The organism is Mesorhizobium sp. KACC 23794 (assembly GCF_052180275.1).
GTDB lineage: Bacteria > Pseudomonadota > Alphaproteobacteria > Rhizobiales > Rhizobiaceae > Kumtagia.
Map to the genome: position 1 here is coordinate 2,981,418 of NZ_CP197465.1, position 15,763 is coordinate 2,997,180.

17 protein-coding genes are annotated in these 15,763 nt (G+C 62.4%); 8 read left to right on the top strand and 9 right to left on the bottom strand.

Annotation, left to right across the window (positions count from 1 at the left end):
* Positions 1 to 124 precede the first annotated feature (124 nt).
* Complete coding sequence (locus ACSBOB_RS14575) at positions 125 to 1,210, top strand: DUF4238 domain-containing protein (protein WP_442583103.1); 1,086 nt, start codon at positions 125 to 127, stop codon at positions 1,208 to 1,210.
* Between the two features lie 18 nt (positions 1,211 to 1,228).
* Here the strand turns inward: ACSBOB_RS14575 and ACSBOB_RS14580 are convergent, their stop codons facing one another.
* Positions 1,229 to 4,078: a UvrD-helicase domain-containing protein gene (locus ACSBOB_RS14580; protein WP_442583104.1), complete on the bottom strand. Its 2,850-nt coding sequence runs from the start codon at positions 4,076 to 4,078 to the stop codon at positions 1,229 to 1,231.
* Between the two features lie 184 nt (positions 4,079 to 4,262).
* Here ACSBOB_RS14580 and msrA point away from each other — a divergent pair, with 184 nt between their 5' ends.
* Complete coding sequence (gene msrA / locus ACSBOB_RS14585; protein WP_442583105.1) at positions 4,263 to 4,781, top strand: peptide-methionine (S)-S-oxide reductase MsrA; 519 nt, start codon at positions 4,263 to 4,265, stop codon at positions 4,779 to 4,781.
* Between the two features lie 220 nt (positions 4,782 to 5,001).
* Positions 5,002 to 5,529 (top strand): glyoxalase superfamily protein, encoded by a 528-nt coding sequence (locus ACSBOB_RS14590; protein ID WP_442583106.1) that lies wholly within the window; start codon positions 5,002 to 5,004, stop codon positions 5,527 to 5,529.
* Positions 5,530 to 5,685: 156 nt separating this feature from the next.
* On the opposite strand, the gene ACSBOB_RS14595 is transcribed toward ACSBOB_RS14590, so the two are convergent.
* A complete protein-coding gene (locus tag ACSBOB_RS14595; RefSeq protein ID WP_442583107.1) occupies positions 5,686 to 6,225 on the bottom strand; it encodes an OmpA family protein in 540 nt (179 codons plus the stop codon).
* Positions 6,226 to 6,235: 10 nt separating this feature from the next.
* Complete coding sequence (locus tag ACSBOB_RS14600; protein WP_442583108.1) at positions 6,236 to 6,910, bottom strand: L,D-transpeptidase; 675 nt, start codon at positions 6,908 to 6,910, stop codon at positions 6,236 to 6,238.
* 184 nt (positions 6,911 to 7,094) lie between these two features.
* Here ACSBOB_RS14600 and ACSBOB_RS14605 point away from each other — a divergent pair, with 184 nt between their 5' ends.
* From ACSBOB_RS14605 to ACSBOB_RS14620, 4 genes are all read left to right on the top strand, one after another.
* Positions 7,095 to 8,243 (top strand): metallophosphoesterase, encoded by a 1,149-nt coding sequence (locus ACSBOB_RS14605; RefSeq protein ID WP_442583109.1) that lies wholly within the window; start codon positions 7,095 to 7,097, stop codon positions 8,241 to 8,243.
* A 148-nt stretch (positions 8,244 to 8,391) separates the two neighbouring features.
* Positions 8,392 to 8,970 (top strand): TetR/AcrR family transcriptional regulator, encoded by a 579-nt coding sequence (locus ACSBOB_RS14610; RefSeq protein ID WP_442583735.1) that lies wholly within the window; start codon positions 8,392 to 8,394, stop codon positions 8,968 to 8,970.
* Positions 8,967 to 9,803: an EamA family transporter gene (locus ACSBOB_RS14615; RefSeq protein WP_442583110.1), complete on the top strand. Its 837-nt coding sequence runs from the start codon at positions 8,967 to 8,969 to the stop codon at positions 9,801 to 9,803. Before ACSBOB_RS14610 ends, ACSBOB_RS14615 begins: the two co-directional genes overlap by 4 nt.
* Positions 9,804 to 9,917: 114 nt before the next feature.
* Entirely contained in the window at positions 9,918 to 10,796 is an 879-nt protein-coding gene (locus tag ACSBOB_RS14620; RefSeq protein ID WP_442583111.1) for a dienelactone hydrolase family protein, read from the top strand.
* A 10-nt stretch (positions 10,797 to 10,806) separates the two neighbouring features.
* On the opposite strand, the gene ACSBOB_RS14625 is transcribed toward ACSBOB_RS14620, so the two are convergent.
* From ACSBOB_RS14625 to ACSBOB_RS14640, 4 genes are all read right to left on the bottom strand, one after another.
* Positions 10,807 to 11,268: a response regulator gene (locus tag ACSBOB_RS14625; RefSeq protein ID WP_442583112.1), complete on the bottom strand. Its 462-nt coding sequence runs from the start codon at positions 11,266 to 11,268 to the stop codon at positions 10,807 to 10,809.
* On the bottom strand, positions 11,261 to 12,370 hold the full coding sequence (locus ACSBOB_RS14630; RefSeq protein WP_442583113.1) for a histidine kinase dimerization/phosphoacceptor domain -containing protein: 1,110 nt from the start codon (positions 12,368 to 12,370) through the stop codon (positions 11,261 to 11,263). The genes ACSBOB_RS14625 and ACSBOB_RS14630 overlap by 8 nt, the downstream gene beginning before the upstream one ends.
* Positions 12,371 to 12,640: 270 nt before the next feature.
* Entirely contained in the window at positions 12,641 to 12,856 is a 216-nt protein-coding gene (locus ACSBOB_RS14635) for a hypothetical protein (protein WP_442583114.1), read from the bottom strand.
* A gap of 179 nt (positions 12,857 to 13,035) precedes the next feature.
* The gene (locus ACSBOB_RS14640) at positions 13,036 to 13,515 is read right to left on the bottom strand and encodes a thioesterase family protein (RefSeq protein WP_442583115.1); all 480 of its coding nucleotides are present in this window, start codon (positions 13,513 to 13,515) and stop codon (positions 13,036 to 13,038) included.
* Between the two features lie 101 nt (positions 13,516 to 13,616).
* Here ACSBOB_RS14640 and ACSBOB_RS14645 point away from each other — a divergent pair, with 101 nt between their 5' ends.
* Positions 13,617 to 15,020 (top strand): FAD-binding oxidoreductase, encoded by a 1,404-nt coding sequence (locus ACSBOB_RS14645; protein WP_442583116.1) that lies wholly within the window; start codon positions 13,617 to 13,619, stop codon positions 15,018 to 15,020.
* Between the two features lie 15 nt (positions 15,021 to 15,035).
* On the opposite strand, the gene ACSBOB_RS14650 is transcribed toward ACSBOB_RS14645, so the two are convergent.
* Together ACSBOB_RS14650 and ACSBOB_RS14655 are read right to left on the bottom strand one after the other, a co-directional pair.
* A complete protein-coding gene (locus ACSBOB_RS14650; RefSeq protein ID WP_442583117.1) occupies positions 15,036 to 15,326 on the bottom strand; it encodes an addiction module antidote protein in 291 nt (96 codons plus the stop codon).
* On the bottom strand, positions 15,319 to 15,621 hold the full coding sequence (locus ACSBOB_RS14655) for a type II toxin-antitoxin system RelE/ParE family toxin (RefSeq protein ID WP_442583118.1): 303 nt from the start codon (positions 15,619 to 15,621) through the stop codon (positions 15,319 to 15,321). The genes ACSBOB_RS14650 and ACSBOB_RS14655 overlap by 8 nt, the downstream gene beginning before the upstream one ends.
* Positions 15,622 to 15,763 lie beyond the last annotated feature (142 nt).

A 15,763-nucleotide genomic window follows, 5' to 3' on the forward strand; every position in this document is an offset into this window, starting at 1 on the left:
AGCGGTTGTAAGTGAGCGCAGGGAACTTTTTCCGCCCGCGCCAGCCTTGAAGCGACTGTGCCTTTCTGCGGAAAGAAAGTAAACTGTCCCCGGAGATGTTCAACTCTAGCCCACTAAATCGTCGTTGAAAGCGCAGGACAAAATCTCAAAATCAAAAAACAACAACCATTTCGTTTCGCGGTTTCAGCTCCGTAGGTTCCTTTGCGATCCGCCGAAGAATAAGCCAGGACGATATTTTGTCTGGGTTTATTCTGGTGACGAAGAGCCGCAGGCGAAGAATATCCAAAACGTCGGTTCTGCGATAAAATTCTACGGAGAATCTGACGATGATCTGGAAAACGCCTTTAGCGATCGAGAGAGTGTTTACGGAGGCGTGTTCAGCGCGCTTGAAAGATTGCCTGATGACGTTACAAAATATGCAGATCAATTGTCGGACCTTTGTTGGCTTTTCAGCTTTCGAACGCGCGCACTGCGCGAAAAATTAAAACTCGGTATTACTTCAACCGTAGACCGTGTAGCAGGAAGCGTGACTGCAGGGCGCCTACATAAGCGTTTTTCGACGCAAATCGATGCTCGATTGCTCAAGATATTTGACGAAAAGATGATAGGCTTAAATAGGAAACAGAAGGCCGCTATGCGACGACAGCCTGAATTTCAAAAGAGCCTTCTTGTAGCGAAGCACCAGGCAAATGAATTTCTTCGATCAGAGGAATTTGCATCGCATTTCCGCCGGATTCTGACGTCATTTGGGCTGGCAGCGCGAGAAACGCCCGCGCTCGACAACGAGCACAACCGTGTGTTGACGGACATGATCGCTACGGGAGAACGCTGTCCAGAAAAGCTGAGACCCAAAAGATGGTATCCGATGGTAAGCCCGGATGGATTATTTGTTCTTGGTGACAGCGGCGCCATCTTGGCAAATAACAGTGGGGAGTTTAGCCCGTTTATTGGGATGGGTAGCAATGCGGATTGCCTATTCCTTCCCATAAATCCACATGTTACGGCAGTTGGAATTTTCAGTGAAAACTGCCGAATTTGGACCGAGGAAGACATTGTCAAGGGTACTGTTTCAAGCTCTTTTGAAAACTTCTTTGCAAATCGATATGATCAAAAGCTCCGAACTCTCGCTGGGGTGCATCTATTACGGCAGAATATTGTCACAGACGCCCAGATCGATGAAATTGTAAATGGGTTTTGGCAAAGTAAGTGACTCGGAACAGCTTGTTCCTCACACCCCTGTCACGAACCCATCCAGCACCTTCTTCTGCCCGGCCCGGTCAAAATCGATGGTTAGCTTGTTGCCTTCGATCGCGGCAATGTTACCGTTGCCGAATTTCTGGTGGAAGACGCGGTCGCCGACGGTGAAGGGGGAGGGGGTGTTGGCGACGGATTTGGCGACCAGCTCGCCGTCGATGGTTTTGCCTTTCACCGAACCGCGCCCGGCGCCGTAGCCGGAATCGGTCTCGCCGTAGCCGATGCGCTCGACGGCGTGGCCGGAGCGGGTGCCCCAGTTGCGGTCGGTAGCTTCAGTTCGGTTCTGCTGGGCGCGCTGCCAGCCGGGGGTGGCGTAGGAGTTGGAGAAGGCGCGGCCGGCATCGCCGGCGGCGCGCTGGTCGCCGCGCGCGGCGGCGGCGCCTGAGGGCGAGCCGATCGAGTCGAAGCGCGAGGCGCCGTAGGGGTTTTTGCGGCCGGGTTCGGAAAAGCCGCCGCCGCGCCCTCCGTAGGAGTTGCCGTAGCCGCCGTAGGAATTGCCGCCCTCCTGCACCTCGACATGTTTTTCCGGCAGTTCGTCGAGGAACCGCGAGGGCAAGGTGGATTGCCACAGGCCGTGGATGCGGCGGTTCGACACGAACCAGATGTGAAGATTCTTCTTGGCGCGGGTGACGCCGACATAGGCGAGGCGGCGCTCTTCCTCCAGGCCGGAGCGGCCGCCCTCGTCGAGCGCGCGCTGGTGGGGGAACAGGCCTTCCTCCCAGCCGGGCAGGAACACCGTCTCGAACTCCAGCCCTTTTGCGGAATGCAGCGTCATGATGGAGACGGCGTCGAGCTCGGCGTTCTGCTCGCTATCCATGACCAGCGCGACATGCTCGAGGAAGGAGCGCAGCGACTCGTATTCCTCCATGGAGCGGATCAGCTCCTTCAGATTCTCCAGCCGGCCGGGGGCTTCCGCCGAGCGGTCGTTCTTCCACATTTCCGTGTAGCCGGATTCTTCCAGAATGGTTTCCGCAAGCTCGGTGTGCGGCTGGGTTTCCAACAACTCCTGCCAGCGGGCGAAATTGGCGGCGATCTGGCGAAGGGCCGCGCGCGGTTTCGGCTTCAGCTCGTCGCTTTCCGCGAGTTTTTCGGCGGCGGCGAGCATCGGGATGCCGAGTGCGCGGGCGGTGTCGTGGACCTGGCGCACGGCGCTTTCGCCCAGCCCGCGCTTCGGCACGTTGACGATGCGCTCGAAGGCGAGGTCGTCGGCGGGCTGAGCCACGATGCGCAGATACGCCATTGCGTCGCGGATCTCCTGGCGCTCGTAGAAACGCGGGCCGCCGATGACGCGGTAGTTCAGGCCCAGCGTGACGAAACGGTCCTCGAACTCGCGCATCTGGAAGGAGGCGCGCACCAGGATCGCCATGTCGTTCAACAGGTGGTTTTGGCGCTGGTACTGCTCGATGGTCTCGCCAATGGCGCGGGCTTCCTCCTCGGAGTCCCAGGCGGCGTGGACGTTGACCTTGCCGTCCTCGGGGTCGTTGCGATCGGTGAACAGTGTCTTGCCGAAGCGGCCCTCATTGTGGGCGATGAGATGGGCGGCCGCGCCCAATATGTGAGCGGTGGAGCGGTAGTTGCGTTCGAGGCGGATGATTGTGGCGCCAGGAAAATCCTTGTCGAAGCGCAGGATGTTGTCCACTTCCGCGCCGCGCCAGCCATAGATGGACTGGTCGTCGTCGCCGACGCAGCAGATGTTGACCTTGTTTTCGCTCACGGGCCGTACCGCCGCCTCCGGCGGCTGGCCCTCCGCGGGGGCGGCCTGACCGGCCGACGCCCGGTCGGGCTTGCGGCCTTCGGCCGAAAGGCGCGAGTTACCCTCCCCTGGAGGGGGAGGGTCGGACCGTAGGTCCGGGGTGGGGTGGATGGCGCTTTCGACTGGACGTTCAGCGCTGCCACCCGCGCCGCTGCGCGGCGCGACCTCCCCCCTCGAGGGGGAGGTGGGGCGTCCGGTCTGCGGCCGCTGCGCCAGCAATCGCAGCCACATGTACTGCGCGGTGTTGGTGTCCTGGTACTCGTCGACCAGGATGTATTTGAACCGGCGATGATACTCCGCCAGCACGTCGTGGTGCTTTCGGAAAATCCGGATGGGGTGGCAGAGGAGGTCGCCGAAGTCGCAGGCGTTGAGCGTCGCAAGGCGGTCCTGGTAGGCCTTGTAGAGTTCGCGGCCTTTTCCGTTGGCGAAGGAGCGGGCATCGCCCTCGGGGATTTCGGCCGGGCCAAGCCCCTTGTTCTTCCAGCCGTCGATCATCTGCGCGAACTGGCGGGCCGGCCAGCGCTTGTCATCCAGCCCCTCCGCCTGGATCAGTTGCTTGAGCAGCCTTATCTGGTCGTCGGTGTCCAAAATGGTGAAGTCGGAGCGCAGGCCGGCAAGCTCTGCATGGCGGCGCAGCATTTTTACGCCGATCGAGTGGAAGGTGCCGAGCCATGGCATGCCTTCCACCTGCTCGCCGACCAGGATGCCGACGCGTTGCTTCATCTCTCGCGCCGCCTTGTTGGTGAAGGTGACGGCGAGGATCTGGCTCGGCCAGGCACGGCCGGTGGCGAGGATGTGGGCGATGCGGGTGGTGAGCACGCGGGTCTTGCCGGTGCCGGCGCCGGCCAGAACCAGCACCGGGCCTTCGGTGGTCTCCACCGCCAGCCGCTGCTCGGGGTTCAGGCCGCGCAGATAATCCGGCGCGTTGTTGTGGCCCTGCCTTGCGGCCATGGCGCGCGCGGCGATGCCGGAAGCGCCGGATTGCGGCGGCCGCGCGGACGCAGGCTCGCCACGCGCCGGACGCGGGGCGTCGTCGTCGAAGAAAGGGATATCGTCGGGCTGGCCGGCCATTCCCCCGAATGTAGTGATTCGGGGCCGAAAGGCCAGCAGCGTTTCCGTTTTGTACCGAAAGCAAGAGGGGATGATCGAGAATTGAGGAATTCTTTCCTCCTGACCCTGTGCGTATGGCCGCGCGCTACCAATTCCCGCCGGCACTTCCTATCTATGGGGCAATCCCAACCGAAGGAGCGACGACATGACGACCGAACGCGCAGTGCTTGCCGGCGGCTGTTTCTGGGGCATGCAGGATTTGATACGACGCTATCCCGGCGTCATTTCCACCCGCGTGGGTTATACAGGTGGCGACGTGCCGAACGCGACCTACCGCAACCATGGCAGCCATGCCGAGGCGATCGAAATCCTGTTCGATCCGGCTGAGATCAGCTACCGCGACATTCTCGAATTCTTCTTCCAGATCCACGACCCGAGCACCCGCGACCGGCAGGGCAACGATGTCGGCGCGAGCTACCGCTCGGCGATATTCTACCTCAATGACGAGCAGAAGCGGGTGGCGGAAGACACCATCGCCGATGTCGACGCCTCCGGGCTGTGGCCGGGCAAGGTGGTGACCGAGGTGACGCCGGCCGGCGATTTCTGGCAGGCCGAGCCGGAGCACCAGGATTATCTCGAGCGCTACCCGAACGGCTACACCTGCCATTTTCCGCGGCCGAACTGGAAGCTGCCGAGGCGGGAGGCGGCGCGCAAGAGCGCGTGAGGTTTCCGGATATGGCAAACGGGCGCCGCGCCGGATTTGTTGACGCCGCGCGCCACCGCCGGTAGCTTTCCTGCCGGCCCCGATGCAGCCGGCAGTCCGCGCCCGTAAGGGTTTGGCGAATGCGTCGGAACAAGAGAGTCCAACCGGTGAACGGTTCCGGCGAAGACTTCGGCAATGCGGGCGCTGAGGCAGGATTCCGCCGGGCTGGAGAACCGGAATCATGCGAAATTATCGTGACGCGAAGGCGATGGCGAAAGCCATGCGCGAGGCGCTTGCCGCCGCCGATCTGACGGTCAGCCACAGCCAGGCGCTGGAGATCGTGGCGAAACAGTTCGGGCTGGCAAGCTGGAACGTGCTGTCGGCGAAGATCGAGGGAAAGGAGACGGATGCGTGGCGCTTCGAGCCGCCGGCGCCGATCATCCGAATCTTCGACGAGGCGAGGGCGCGCGATTTCTATCTCGGTTTCCTCGGCATGACGCTCGACTGGGAGCACCGCTTCGAGACGACTATGCCGCTCTACTGCCAGGTGTCGCGCGGCGCGCTAAAACTGCATCTTTCCGAACATTCGGGCGACGCCAGCCCGGGCGCCAACATGCTGGTCTACATGAAGGGCGTCGAGGCGTGGCAGAAGTCGCTCGTCGCCAAGGACTATAAATACAACCGGCCCGGCCTGCAGCGGCAGGATTGGGGCGTCGAATGCGAGGTCATCGCCCCGTTCGGAAACCGGATACGGTTTCTGGAGGCGTGACGCACCGGCTTCCCTCCCCCCCTTGAGGGAAGGGTGGCCGGACGCAGTCCGACCGGGTGGGGTCGCCGCGGCAGTGCTCGACGTTCGGGCGGTGCCTTCTGCGAGTACCCCCTCCGCCCGCTTCGCGGGCACCTCCCCCTCAAGGGGGGAGGATAGCTACGGCGTGTCGTATTCGTTGCGCAGGTTGGAGACGACGCGGCGGTTCTGCACGCGGCAGGAATTTTCGGTGCAGGCGCGGACCAGGCGCTCCTTGCCATAGCCTTTCGCCCACATGCGCTTGGGATCGACGCCCTTCGAGACGAGGTAGCGCATGGCGGCGTCGGCGCGCTTCTGCGACAAAGCCAGTTGTGCAGACTCGGAGCCGGGATCGTCGGCGAAACCCTGCAGTTTCATCAGCCAGCGCGGATTCTGCTGCATGAACGCCGCCTGCTTGTCGAGCGTGGCGCGCGCCACCGAGTCGAGTTCGGCCGAGCCGGAGGTGAAGAAGGTGCGGCGGCCGACATTGAGGATGAAATCCTCTTCGCTGCCCGGTCCGGCATTGGCGAAGCCGGCGGCGGGGTCGTTGGTGTTGCCGACCTCGTTGGGATTAACGCCCGGCGCTTCCGGCGTTTCCAGCTTCGCGGTGGTGCAGGCGGCAAGCGTGACCAGCAGACCGGCGGCGAGAAGCCGCCGGAAGGCGTCGTGGCGGGCGATCATGGCGGCGATCCTACTGGGCTTCGATTTCTTCGGGTTTGGAGATCGAACGCTGCGCCTGCTCGGCAAGGTGCGGCAGCACCTGCACCGCGGTGCCGATCGGGCAGCGCTGGTAGAGGTCGATCGCGTCCTCGTTGAACATGCGGATGCAGCCCGACGAGGCGTCCGTGCCGATGCTCCAGGGCTGGATCGTGCCATGGAAGCGGTAACCGGTATCGGCGCCGTCGCGATGCAGGTACATGGCGCGGGGCCCGAGCGGGTTCTTCGGTGAGCCGCCTTCGACGAAGGGGGGAAGTTCGGGATGGCGCTTGATCATTTCCGGCGGCGGAGTCCAGCGCGGCCACAGCGCCTTGCGGTCGATGGTCGAGCGGCCGAACCACTGGAACCCTTCCTTGCCGACGCCGACGCCATAGCGGATCGCCGTCTTGTTCTCCATGATCACGTAGAGGAAGTGGTTGCGCGTATCGACGACAATGGTGCCTTGCGGCTCGCTCGACTTGAATTTTACGACCTGGCGCTGCCACTTCTTGTCGATCTTCTTGAAGTTGGTGGCGCGGAAGGTGATGCCATTGTCGGTGATCGTGCCGGCGAAATAGGACGACGCCTGCGCATTGGCCTCGGCCCCGGCAAACCCGGTCGCCAGTGCCGCCATTCCGCCGAGCATCACTTCGCGTCTAGAGAGAATCATCGGCAATCGTCCCCCGTAACCTTCCGATCGCGGCGGAGCATAATGCAGAGTGCTTGGAGTTCAAATGGAAATCGGCGGTTTTCCAAAGAGTTGGCGTGGTGTCACTGCGCGGCCACGCATGGTCGCTGTTGAAGCACTTTCGCACTGCGGTATTCTTGGCCGGATCAACGGTTGAAGATGGGCTATGGTAAATAGATCCTTGCCCGATCCCCTGGGCGGCCTCGTTGCCCCTTCGCGGCGACGGCTGATCGGCGGCGCCCTGGCCGGCCTGGGCGCGATGCGCGTCCGAGGGGCTTTCGCGCAGACGGGGGAGGATGCCAGCCGGACCGATGCTACCTTCCTGTTTTCCAGCGACATCCATGCCTGCCGGACGGCGGACGGCCTCAGTCCGAATTGCCAGGAGGAAGGCAAGACCGACGCCAACCTGCTGCGCCATATCGCCGGGCTGAACGGACTGGAGCATCGGCACTGGCCGGAGACGGTGAACGGTGCGGCGAGCAGGTTGGCCAGTGCCGGCGAACGCATCGGCAGGCCGCGCGGACTGGTGATCGGCGGCGATATGACCGACGACGGCGGCGGCCAGATCGCCCTGCCGCGGGAAGGCACGCAACTCCTGCAGTTCAGCCACCGCTACCGGGAAGGAGTCGGGCCGGAGCGCGTGCATTTTCCGGTCTATGCCGGGCTCGGCAACCACGACCTCGACCAGGACGGGCTGCCGCCGCATGCCGACTGGTATCGGCGGGAATTGCGTGACTATGTCGAGATCAACCACCGGCCGAGCGTGTTCTTCAAGCCGCCGGTGCCGGCCGACAATTATGATGCCGGGTCGGACTGCTATTCGTGGAATTGGGGCCGGCTGCATCTCGTCCAGTCGCACCGTTTCGCCGGGGACACGACAAAAGGCGCGGTGAGCGGCCTGCCCTGGCTGAAGGCGGACCTTGCGGCCTATGCCGGTGACGGCCGTCCGGTCGTCCTGTTCCAGCATTATGGCTGGGACCCGTTCTCGATGGAGCGCTGGGACCCGGCGAAAAGCACGTTCGACGACGAGGGCAGTGGCGCGCCTCACTGGTGGAGCGATGCGGACCGCCGGGCGATGCTCGACGTGTTGAAAGCCTACACCGTCATCGCCGTCTTCCACGGCCACCAGCACGAGACGCCGATGATCTACCGACGCGACGGGCTCGATCTGTTCAAGCCGAAGGCGGCCTATATGGGTGGCTTCGCGCTGGTGCGCGTCACCGATCGCTTCATAGATGTCGTGCTCGGCGAGACGGCGGGCGAGGTGGGTGAGGTGATTTTCACCGACGCGTTCAGCAAGCCGCTGCCGGGGTAGCCGTTCAGCGTATCAAGCCCGAAATCCCGGTCTGGCCCAGACTTGGAGGACCGCATTCATAGACGTCATTCTGAAGCTACGTTGACGGGTGACGTCATATCCATGTAGAGGTGAGACAGGTCTGTATCACTCTTGCATGGGTTCCACCATGACTGCACCTCCCGGCACTTCCGACAAACGGCAGCTCATCGTCGAAACCGCTTATCGCCTGTTCAAGCGCTTCGGCTTCCACGCCACCGGCATCGACCGGATCATCGCGGAAGCAGACGTGGCGAAGATGACGATGTACCGTCACTTTCCGAGCAAGGACGGCCTGATCGTCGAGGTCTTGAACTGGCGGGCACAGCGTTTCGACCGCCAGCTCGACCAACTGGTTGACGATGCGATCGCGCCCGAGCGGAAGATCGGGACCATCTTCGACTGGCACCGGTGCTGGTTCGAGGCCGCCGATTTCCATGGATGCCTGTTCGCCCATGCCCTAGCGGAATTCGGCGACCCCACGCATCCCGTCTTCCGCGCGGTTGTCGATCAGAAGACCGGACTCAAGCGGCGCATGAAAACCATTCTCGAAGGCATCATGCCCGCCGAGCGGGCCGAGAGCGCTTCCGCGGCTCTGCTCATGCTGATCGAGGGGGCCACGTTGATGGCGCAGATGGGACGGGGCGACGAGGCGATTTCCGACGCCTGGAAGGCCGCATCGGGCATCATCGCGGCGAAGGACCGATGAGCGCGACGGTCATCGGCCTGGCTCTCTCGGCGGCGATACTGCACGCGACATGGAACGCCTTTCTTCGCAACGGCGCCGACCGCTTCTGGACCGTCACGGTCATGAGTTTCTCCAGCACGATCGCCGGCGCGGTATTGGCGATGCTGTTTCCCTTTCCTGCCTCCACGGCCTGGCCCTGCATCGTCCTTTCGGCGGGGCTGCAGGTCGGCTACAGCATCTTCCTGGTGGCAGCCTACCGACACGGCGAACTCGGGCAGGTCTATCCGATCGTTCGCGGGACGGTGCCGCTGCTGGTGACGGCCGGCGGGTTTTTGTTCGCCGGCGAACGTCTTGGCCCCTACCAGACGGCCGGCGTCATCCTTGTCGCTGTAGGCATCATGAGCCTCTCGCTGGGGCGGGACAGGGCCGCCGTGTCGTCGATCCTGTTCGCGCTGGCGACCGGGGCGATCATCGCCGCGTATGCGACGGTGGATGCCATGGGCGTTCGCCAGGCAGGCCATGCCGGCGCCTATACGGCCTGGGTCGTCCTTCTCTATGGCCTGATGCTGGCGGCGGCGTTCGACCTGTTGAGGGGAAAACTCGCGGTGGAGGTCCGGGCGCCCGAGACGTGGAAGGCGCTTGCAGGCGGAGTCGTCGCGCTGGTTGCCTATGGCGCCGTCGTCGCCGCTTTCGCGCTCGGGCCAGCCGGCCCGATCACCGCGCTGCGGGAAACCAGCGTCGTGTTCGCGGCTGTTATCGGCGGGATATTCCTTGGCGAGAAGCTGACCGCGAGACGGATCGCCGCCTGCGCTGTCGTCGCGCTCGGCGCCATCTGCCTGGGATACCAGCCATGACCCTCTTCCAGTTTGCTGCGAGCCCCCCAAAGCGGTCCCGCCTCACGAAGCCTTGACTGGACCGCTCGCGCCCGCGACCTATCTTGCATTCCTCATACAATTCGGGAGCGAGCCATGGACAAGCCTGCCATCACCCAGGCGATGATCGACGCCTATGACGAATACACGCATCTGACGCTCGACCGGCGTGGATTCATGGAAAAGCTGACGAAGCTGGCGGGTACGGGCGCGGCCGCCGCCGTCATCGCGCCGATGCTGGCGGCGAATTCGGCGCAGGCGGCTGTTGTCGCCGAGGACGATGCGCGGCTGAAAGCGGAGGACATCACCTGGCCGGGCGCCGACGGCGAGATGAAGGGTTATCTGGTCAAGCCCGCCGACCAGGCGGGCAAACTCGGGTCGGTGATCGTCATCCACGAGAACCGCGGCCTCAACGCCCACATCAAGGATGTGGCGCGCCGCGTCGCGCTGGAAGGGTTCGATGCGCTGGCCGTCGATTACCTGTCGCCGCTGGGCGGCACGCCCGCCGACGAGGAGAAGGCGCGCGAAATGTTTTCACAGCTCGATCCAGCGAAGACGGCCGCGAACGGCGCGGCGACCGTCACCTGGCTGAAGGCGCAGGACTGGTCGAACGGCAAAGTTGGCGCGGTCGGCTTCTGCTGGGGCGGCGGCACGGTGAACAACCTCGCCATTGCCTCGCCCGATCTTGTTGCGGGCGTTGCTTATTATGGAGCGCAGCCGAAAGATGCGGCGGCCATCACCAACATCAAGGCGGCGCTGCTGTTGCAATATGCCGGGCAGGACGAACGCATCAACGCCGGCATCGACGCCTACAAGGCCGCACTCACGGCGGCGGGCAAGGATTTTACCGTCTACGTCTATGACGGCGCCCAGCACGCCTTCAACAACGATACCTCGGAGGCGCGCTACAACAAGAGAGCGGCGGATCTCGCCTGGGGCCGGACGATCGCCTTCTTCAAGGAAAAACTGTCATGACGGCGAGGCTTCAGCTCGGCGCTGTCTTCCATGCCGCCTCGAAATCGGGCGAGAGGATGAAGCCGACCGGCAGTGCGGAGACGGGGGGAGGCCGGCGGACGCCCTCATCCAGATAGCGTAGCGCGGCATTCAGGCCGTTCGCGGTGTAGGGTTTTGCGATTACGCCGACCGCGCCCGCGAAATGTTCGGGGATGCGCTTGGGATTGGCGGTCATGAACACGATCGTCGACCGTTTCCGGCGGCCGATGTATTCGGCTACGCCGACGCCGGTCGGGCCGTCCGTCAAATGGACGTCGACGAAGGCGAGGTCCACGTCGAGCGTGTCCGCCAGATCGCGCGCTTCCGCCGACGAAGTTGCCCAGCCCACCACCTTGTGCCCCGCGTCTTCAAGCAGCAGCTCCAGTTCCATGGCGAGAAGCGCTTCGTCCTCGACGATGAGGACACGGAAGGGTTCGAACTCTTGATCACGCATGGAGTGTACCGCCGCTGGGCTGTTGATCCGGAATGATGACGCGGACGCGCGTACCGGGGGACGCCGCGCTCCATGTGATGTCGGCACGCAATTGCCGGGCCAGCGAATGGACCAGCCGCTTGCCGAAGGACGTGCCGTTTTCGGTCAGGGGCATGCCCTTGCCGTTGTCGGCGACCTCGATAATGAAACGGCCGTCGGAGCGCGTCAGGCCCAGCGCCAGTGCCGAAGAGGCGGCACCATTCTCGATGTCGTCAAAGGCATGTTTCAAGGCGTTGGTGACGAGTTCGTTCACCATCAATGCGATCGGCGTCGCCTTTTCGGCCGGTATCACGGTGGCTTCGAGATCGAACTCGGCGTGGATGTGAGAGCGGCCCGACGCTGCTATCAGGTCGCGGACGAGATCGCGGATGAAATCCGCAAGGTCGAAGCTGGTGACGTCGTCCGACTGGTAGAGCCGGCGATGAACGGTGCTCAGCGCCTCGATGCGTTCCAACATGGCCTGCAGCGAACGCTTTGTCTTTTCATCCGTAATCGAGCGGCTTTGCATGAGGATCAGCGAGGAGACCATCTGCAGATTGTTCTTCACGCGGTGGTCGACCTCGTGCAGCAGCGTCCGCTGCGCATCGAGTGCCGCCTCCAGCTCCCTCGTGCGGGCGCGGACCGCCGCTTCGAACCGCTCCTTGTCGGCCACCACGCGATGCTCGGCGTCCTTGCGGTCGGTGACGTCGAGTTGCGAAGCGAAGAAGAACTGCAACTCGCCGGCCTCGTTGACCACGGGGCTGATGTAGAGCGCGTTCCAGAACGAGGTGCCGTCCTTGCGGTAATTGAGGATATCGACATTGATGTCGGTGCGCGCCAGCAGGGCTCGGCGAATCCGGGACACCGTTTCGGTCTCGGTTTCGGTGCCCTGGAGGAACCGACAGTTGTGTCCCATGATCTCGTCGCGATCGTAACCCGTCAAACGCAGGAAGGCGTCGTTCGCGAAGACGATCGGATTATCGTTCTGGCGGGGATCGGTGATGATCATCGCCATGCGGGTTGCACGAATGGCTGCGGCGAAGGGATCGCCTTTTCCATGCTCCGCATGGAGGCGATCGGTCATATGCCAATCGTCGCCAATTTCGGATGCGGATTTCCATTCCATCTGAAGCCCTCGATCACGTTTGTTGCGCCAACAACGGAAAACGCGGGCAAAAGGTTCAAATTTAAATCCGGCCGAAGGATTCGATCATCGCAGCAGGGAGGGTGCATGGCCGCAATATCAAGAAGAAATCGCGTCTTTCCGACGATATTCGAGCGGATTTGTTCGCTTTGGCATTCTATATTACTTTAATTGTTTCATGAAATGTAGAATTTCTCTTCTAAATATCTGTCAATCACTCCAGATATCCCTGGAATGAAGGCGTTTGGAGCGGGCGGTCTTCAGCACATGGCGGGCGTAGATCATCTGCATCGGTATCGGCCGGCCGCGCCGCTCGATCTGGTAGAGTTCGTCGTCGATCATCTTGATCGCCCGCCAGAAATCGTAGTCGGTCAACTTCGCGTCGGAGGCGAGCCGTGCCGACATCGTGGCGATATCGAGTTTCATCTTCGTCTCCGGCAAGCCGCTAGTCCCGCCCCCACGCGACCCGATTCGATGTGCGACGAGTCTTCGCGCCGGAGCGCGCGGGATCAACCGGCCGGAACCGTTCAAATTGTGCATAAACGGTAACCTTAAGAATTAGCGGCGATTTATGGTTAACCAGCGGTTAACGGCACCGCGCGCCCTTATTTGCGCTTGATCGCAATCGAACGGCCGGAACGCTCGGGTTTCGGCAGGCTCGCATGAGCCGCCCGGAAGGCCACTACCTTCTCCGCGATGTCGGGAGGGTAGGGCACGACCTTGGGGCCGGCCATGTCGATATGCAGCGACAGCGTTTCGGAGGTGGCGGCCAGCCAGCCGTCGATATGGCGGATCTCCTGGTAGGCGGTGAAGCGCTTCTCGTCATGGTCGAGAAGCTGGAAGCTGACCTTCACGCTGTCTCCCAGATGCAGTTCCTGCACGTAGCAGATGTGGACCTCCGCCGTGTACACGGTCAGCTTTCGCTCGCGGGCATAGGAGGCGCCCAGCCCCATCAACTCGAAGGCGTCGTCGGAAGCCTTGTCGAACAGCACGTTGTAGTAGGCCATGTTGAGATGGCCGTTGTAGTCGATCCAGTCCTTCTGGATGTCCATGATATCGGAAACGAAGGGAACGGGCAGGGACATGGGTGGCGGCTCTCTCAAAAGCTGGACAAGGGGCTGGCTCTGGGCTTAGGCGAGCATAAAGTTCGGCGGAAGCCGCCGATGGCCCATTCGCGGAGGAAAACATGGCTTTGAGCGACCTGCGGCGCGTTCCGCGTAACGAAGAGGGCGTGGGCATCGTGCTGGGCGTACTCAAGCAGCGATTCGGCGAGCGGTTCCAGACCGGCCAGTCGATCCGCGAGCAGCATGCGCACACCACCACTTATATCCCGAACCAGGCGCCGGACGGCGTGGTGTTCCCGGAGAACAGCGAGGAGGTGCAGGAGGTGGTGAGGCTCTGCGCAGAGCATCGCGTGCCGGTGATCGCCTACGGCACCGGCACATCGCTGGAGGGTCACGTCAACGCGCCGGGCGGCGGCATCTCGCTCGACACCTCGCGCATGAACCGGATCCTGGCCGTGCACGCTGAGGACCTCGACTGCATCGTCGAGCCCGGGGTGACGCGCGAGGCGTTGAACGCCCATCTGCGCGACACCGGCCTGTTCTTTCCGATCGATCCCGGCGCCAATGCCAGCCTGGGCGGCATGGCGGCGACACGCGCCTCGGGCACCAATGCGGTGCGCTACGGCACGATGCGCGAGAATGTGCTGGCGCTGACGGCGGTGCTGGCCGACGGCAGTTTTATCAGCACAGGGCGGCGGGCGAAGAAAAGCTCGGCCGGGTATGACCTGACGCGACTGATCGTCGGCTCGGAGGGCACGCTGGGCATCATCACCTCGCTGACGCTCAAACTCTACGGCATTCCGCAGGCGATTTCGGGCGGGGTCTGTCCGTTCCCGAGCATCGAAAAGGCTTGCGAGGCGGTGATCGCCACCATTCAGATGGGCATTCCGGTGGCGCGCATCGAACTGGTCAACGCGTTGCAGATGCGGGGGATGAAGACCTATTCCAAGCTGGACTATCCGGAATCGCCTTGCCTGTTCGTCGAGTTCCACGGCAGCGACGGCGGTGTTGCCGAGCAGGCGGAAATGTTCGGCGAGATCGCCGCGGAATATGGCGGCGGGCCGTTCCAGTGGACCAAGGTGGCCGAGGAACGCGCCAAACTCTGGAAGGCGCGGCACGACGCCTACTGGTCGGCGCTGACGCTAAGGCCCGGCGCAAAAAGCCTGTCGACGGATACCTGCGTGCCGATTTCGCGGCTTGCGGAATGCATCGCCGAGACTCAGGCGGACATCGACGAGATGAAGCTGATCGCACCGATCGTCGGCCATGTCGGCGACGGCAATTTCCATGTCATGGTGCTGATGGACCCTGCCGACCCGCGAGAAATCGAGCAGACCGAAAAATTCGTGTCGCGGCTGAACATGCGGGCGATCGCCATGGACGGTACCTGCACAGGTGAGCACGGCATAGGCCAGGGCAAGATGGGTTTTATCGAGCATGAGCTTGGCCACAGCGTGGACGTGATGCGGGCGATCAAGTCGACGCTGGATCCAAAGGGAATCTTGAATCCAGGGAAGATTTTCTAGAGGTAGCGAGCCGCTTCAGGCGGCATGGCGCCTGCCGGTCATCTCGAAGCCGATTGCCTTAAGGACTGCAAGAACGGTCTCGAGCGTCGGATTGCCGTTCTCGCTGAGCGATTTATAGAGCTGTTCACGAGCCAGCCCGGTTTCCCGGGCGATATTCGTCATGCCCTTGGCACGGGCTACAACACCCAACGCCCGCGCGATATATCGCGCGTCGCCGGTTTCGAAGGCATCGTTGAGAAAGACTTCGATGGCCTCATCCGAGGTCAAAGCGTCCGCCGGATCATAATCGTATAGTTTCTCAGCCATTTCGAGTTTCCCATTCGACGGCAAGCCGTTTTGCCGTGCTGATGTCGCGATCCTGCGTGCTTTTGTCTCCGCCGCAGAGCAAGATGATGATCTCTGCGCCGCGCTGCTGAAAGTAGATGCGAAAACCCGGTCCGTAGTGGATACGAAGTTCGCTGATTCCTTGGCCCACCGGCGATACATCTCCGAAAAGCCCGTTCGCCAAGCGAAAAAGTCGGGCTGCGATTGCCGCCCTGGCCTTGGAATCCTTGAGCTTGCTCTCCCAGCTACGGAACGTTTCTGTTTGTTTGAGCCGCATCCAGATTGGTGTAATTTATAAATTACATATCGTCAACACAGGCGTTAAGATAGGCCTGAAGTTCGGTGATCCCGCAAACGACGGCGTACAAGCGACGGCGTAGGCGGTTTAGAAACATTGCCACTTTATGGACAGACGGATG

Coding starts and splice junctions, on each gene's coding strand:
- ACSBOB_RS14580 (WP_442583104.1), bottom strand. CDS start 4,078: ATGGCCGGCCAGCCCGACGATATCCCTTTCTTCGACGACGACGCCCCG.
- msrA (WP_442583105.1), top strand. CDS start 4,263: ATGACGACCGAACGCGCAGTGCTTGCCGGCGGCTGTTTCTGGGGCATG.
- ACSBOB_RS14590 (WP_442583106.1), top strand. CDS start 5,002: ATGCGAAATTATCGTGACGCGAAGGCGATGGCGAAAGCCATGCGCGAG.
- ACSBOB_RS14595 (WP_442583107.1), bottom strand. CDS start 6,225: ATGATCGCCCGCCACGACGCCTTCCGGCGGCTTCTCGCCGCCGGTCTG.
- ACSBOB_RS14600 (WP_442583108.1), bottom strand. CDS start 6,910: ATGATTCTCTCTAGACGCGAAGTGATGCTCGGCGGAATGGCGGCACTG.
- ACSBOB_RS14605 (WP_442583109.1), top strand. CDS start 7,095: ATGGTAAATAGATCCTTGCCCGATCCCCTGGGCGGCCTCGTTGCCCCT.
- ACSBOB_RS14610 (WP_442583735.1), top strand. CDS start 8,392: ATGACTGCACCTCCCGGCACTTCCGACAAACGGCAGCTCATCGTCGAA.
- ACSBOB_RS14615 (WP_442583110.1), top strand. CDS start 8,967: ATGAGCGCGACGGTCATCGGCCTGGCTCTCTCGGCGGCGATACTGCAC.
- ACSBOB_RS14620 (WP_442583111.1), top strand. CDS start 9,918: ATGGACAAGCCTGCCATCACCCAGGCGATGATCGACGCCTATGACGAA.
- ACSBOB_RS14625 (WP_442583112.1), bottom strand. CDS start 11,268: ATGCGTGATCAAGAGTTCGAACCCTTCCGTGTCCTCATCGTCGAGGAC.
- ACSBOB_RS14630 (WP_442583113.1), bottom strand. CDS start 12,370: ATGACCGATCGCCTCCATGCGGAGCATGGAAAAGGCGATCCCTTCGCC.
- ACSBOB_RS14635 (WP_442583114.1), bottom strand. CDS start 12,856: ATGAAACTCGATATCGCCACGATGTCGGCACGGCTCGCCTCCGACGCG.
- ACSBOB_RS14640 (WP_442583115.1), bottom strand. CDS start 13,515: ATGTCCCTGCCCGTTCCCTTCGTTTCCGATATCATGGACATCCAGAAG.
- ACSBOB_RS14645 (WP_442583116.1), top strand. CDS start 13,617: ATGGCTTTGAGCGACCTGCGGCGCGTTCCGCGTAACGAAGAGGGCGTG.
- ACSBOB_RS14650 (WP_442583117.1), bottom strand. CDS start 15,326: ATGGCTGAGAAACTATACGATTATGATCCGGCGGACGCTTTGACCTCG.
- ACSBOB_RS14655 (WP_442583118.1), bottom strand. CDS start 15,621: ATGCGGCTCAAACAAACAGAAACGTTCCGTAGCTGGGAGAGCAAGCTC.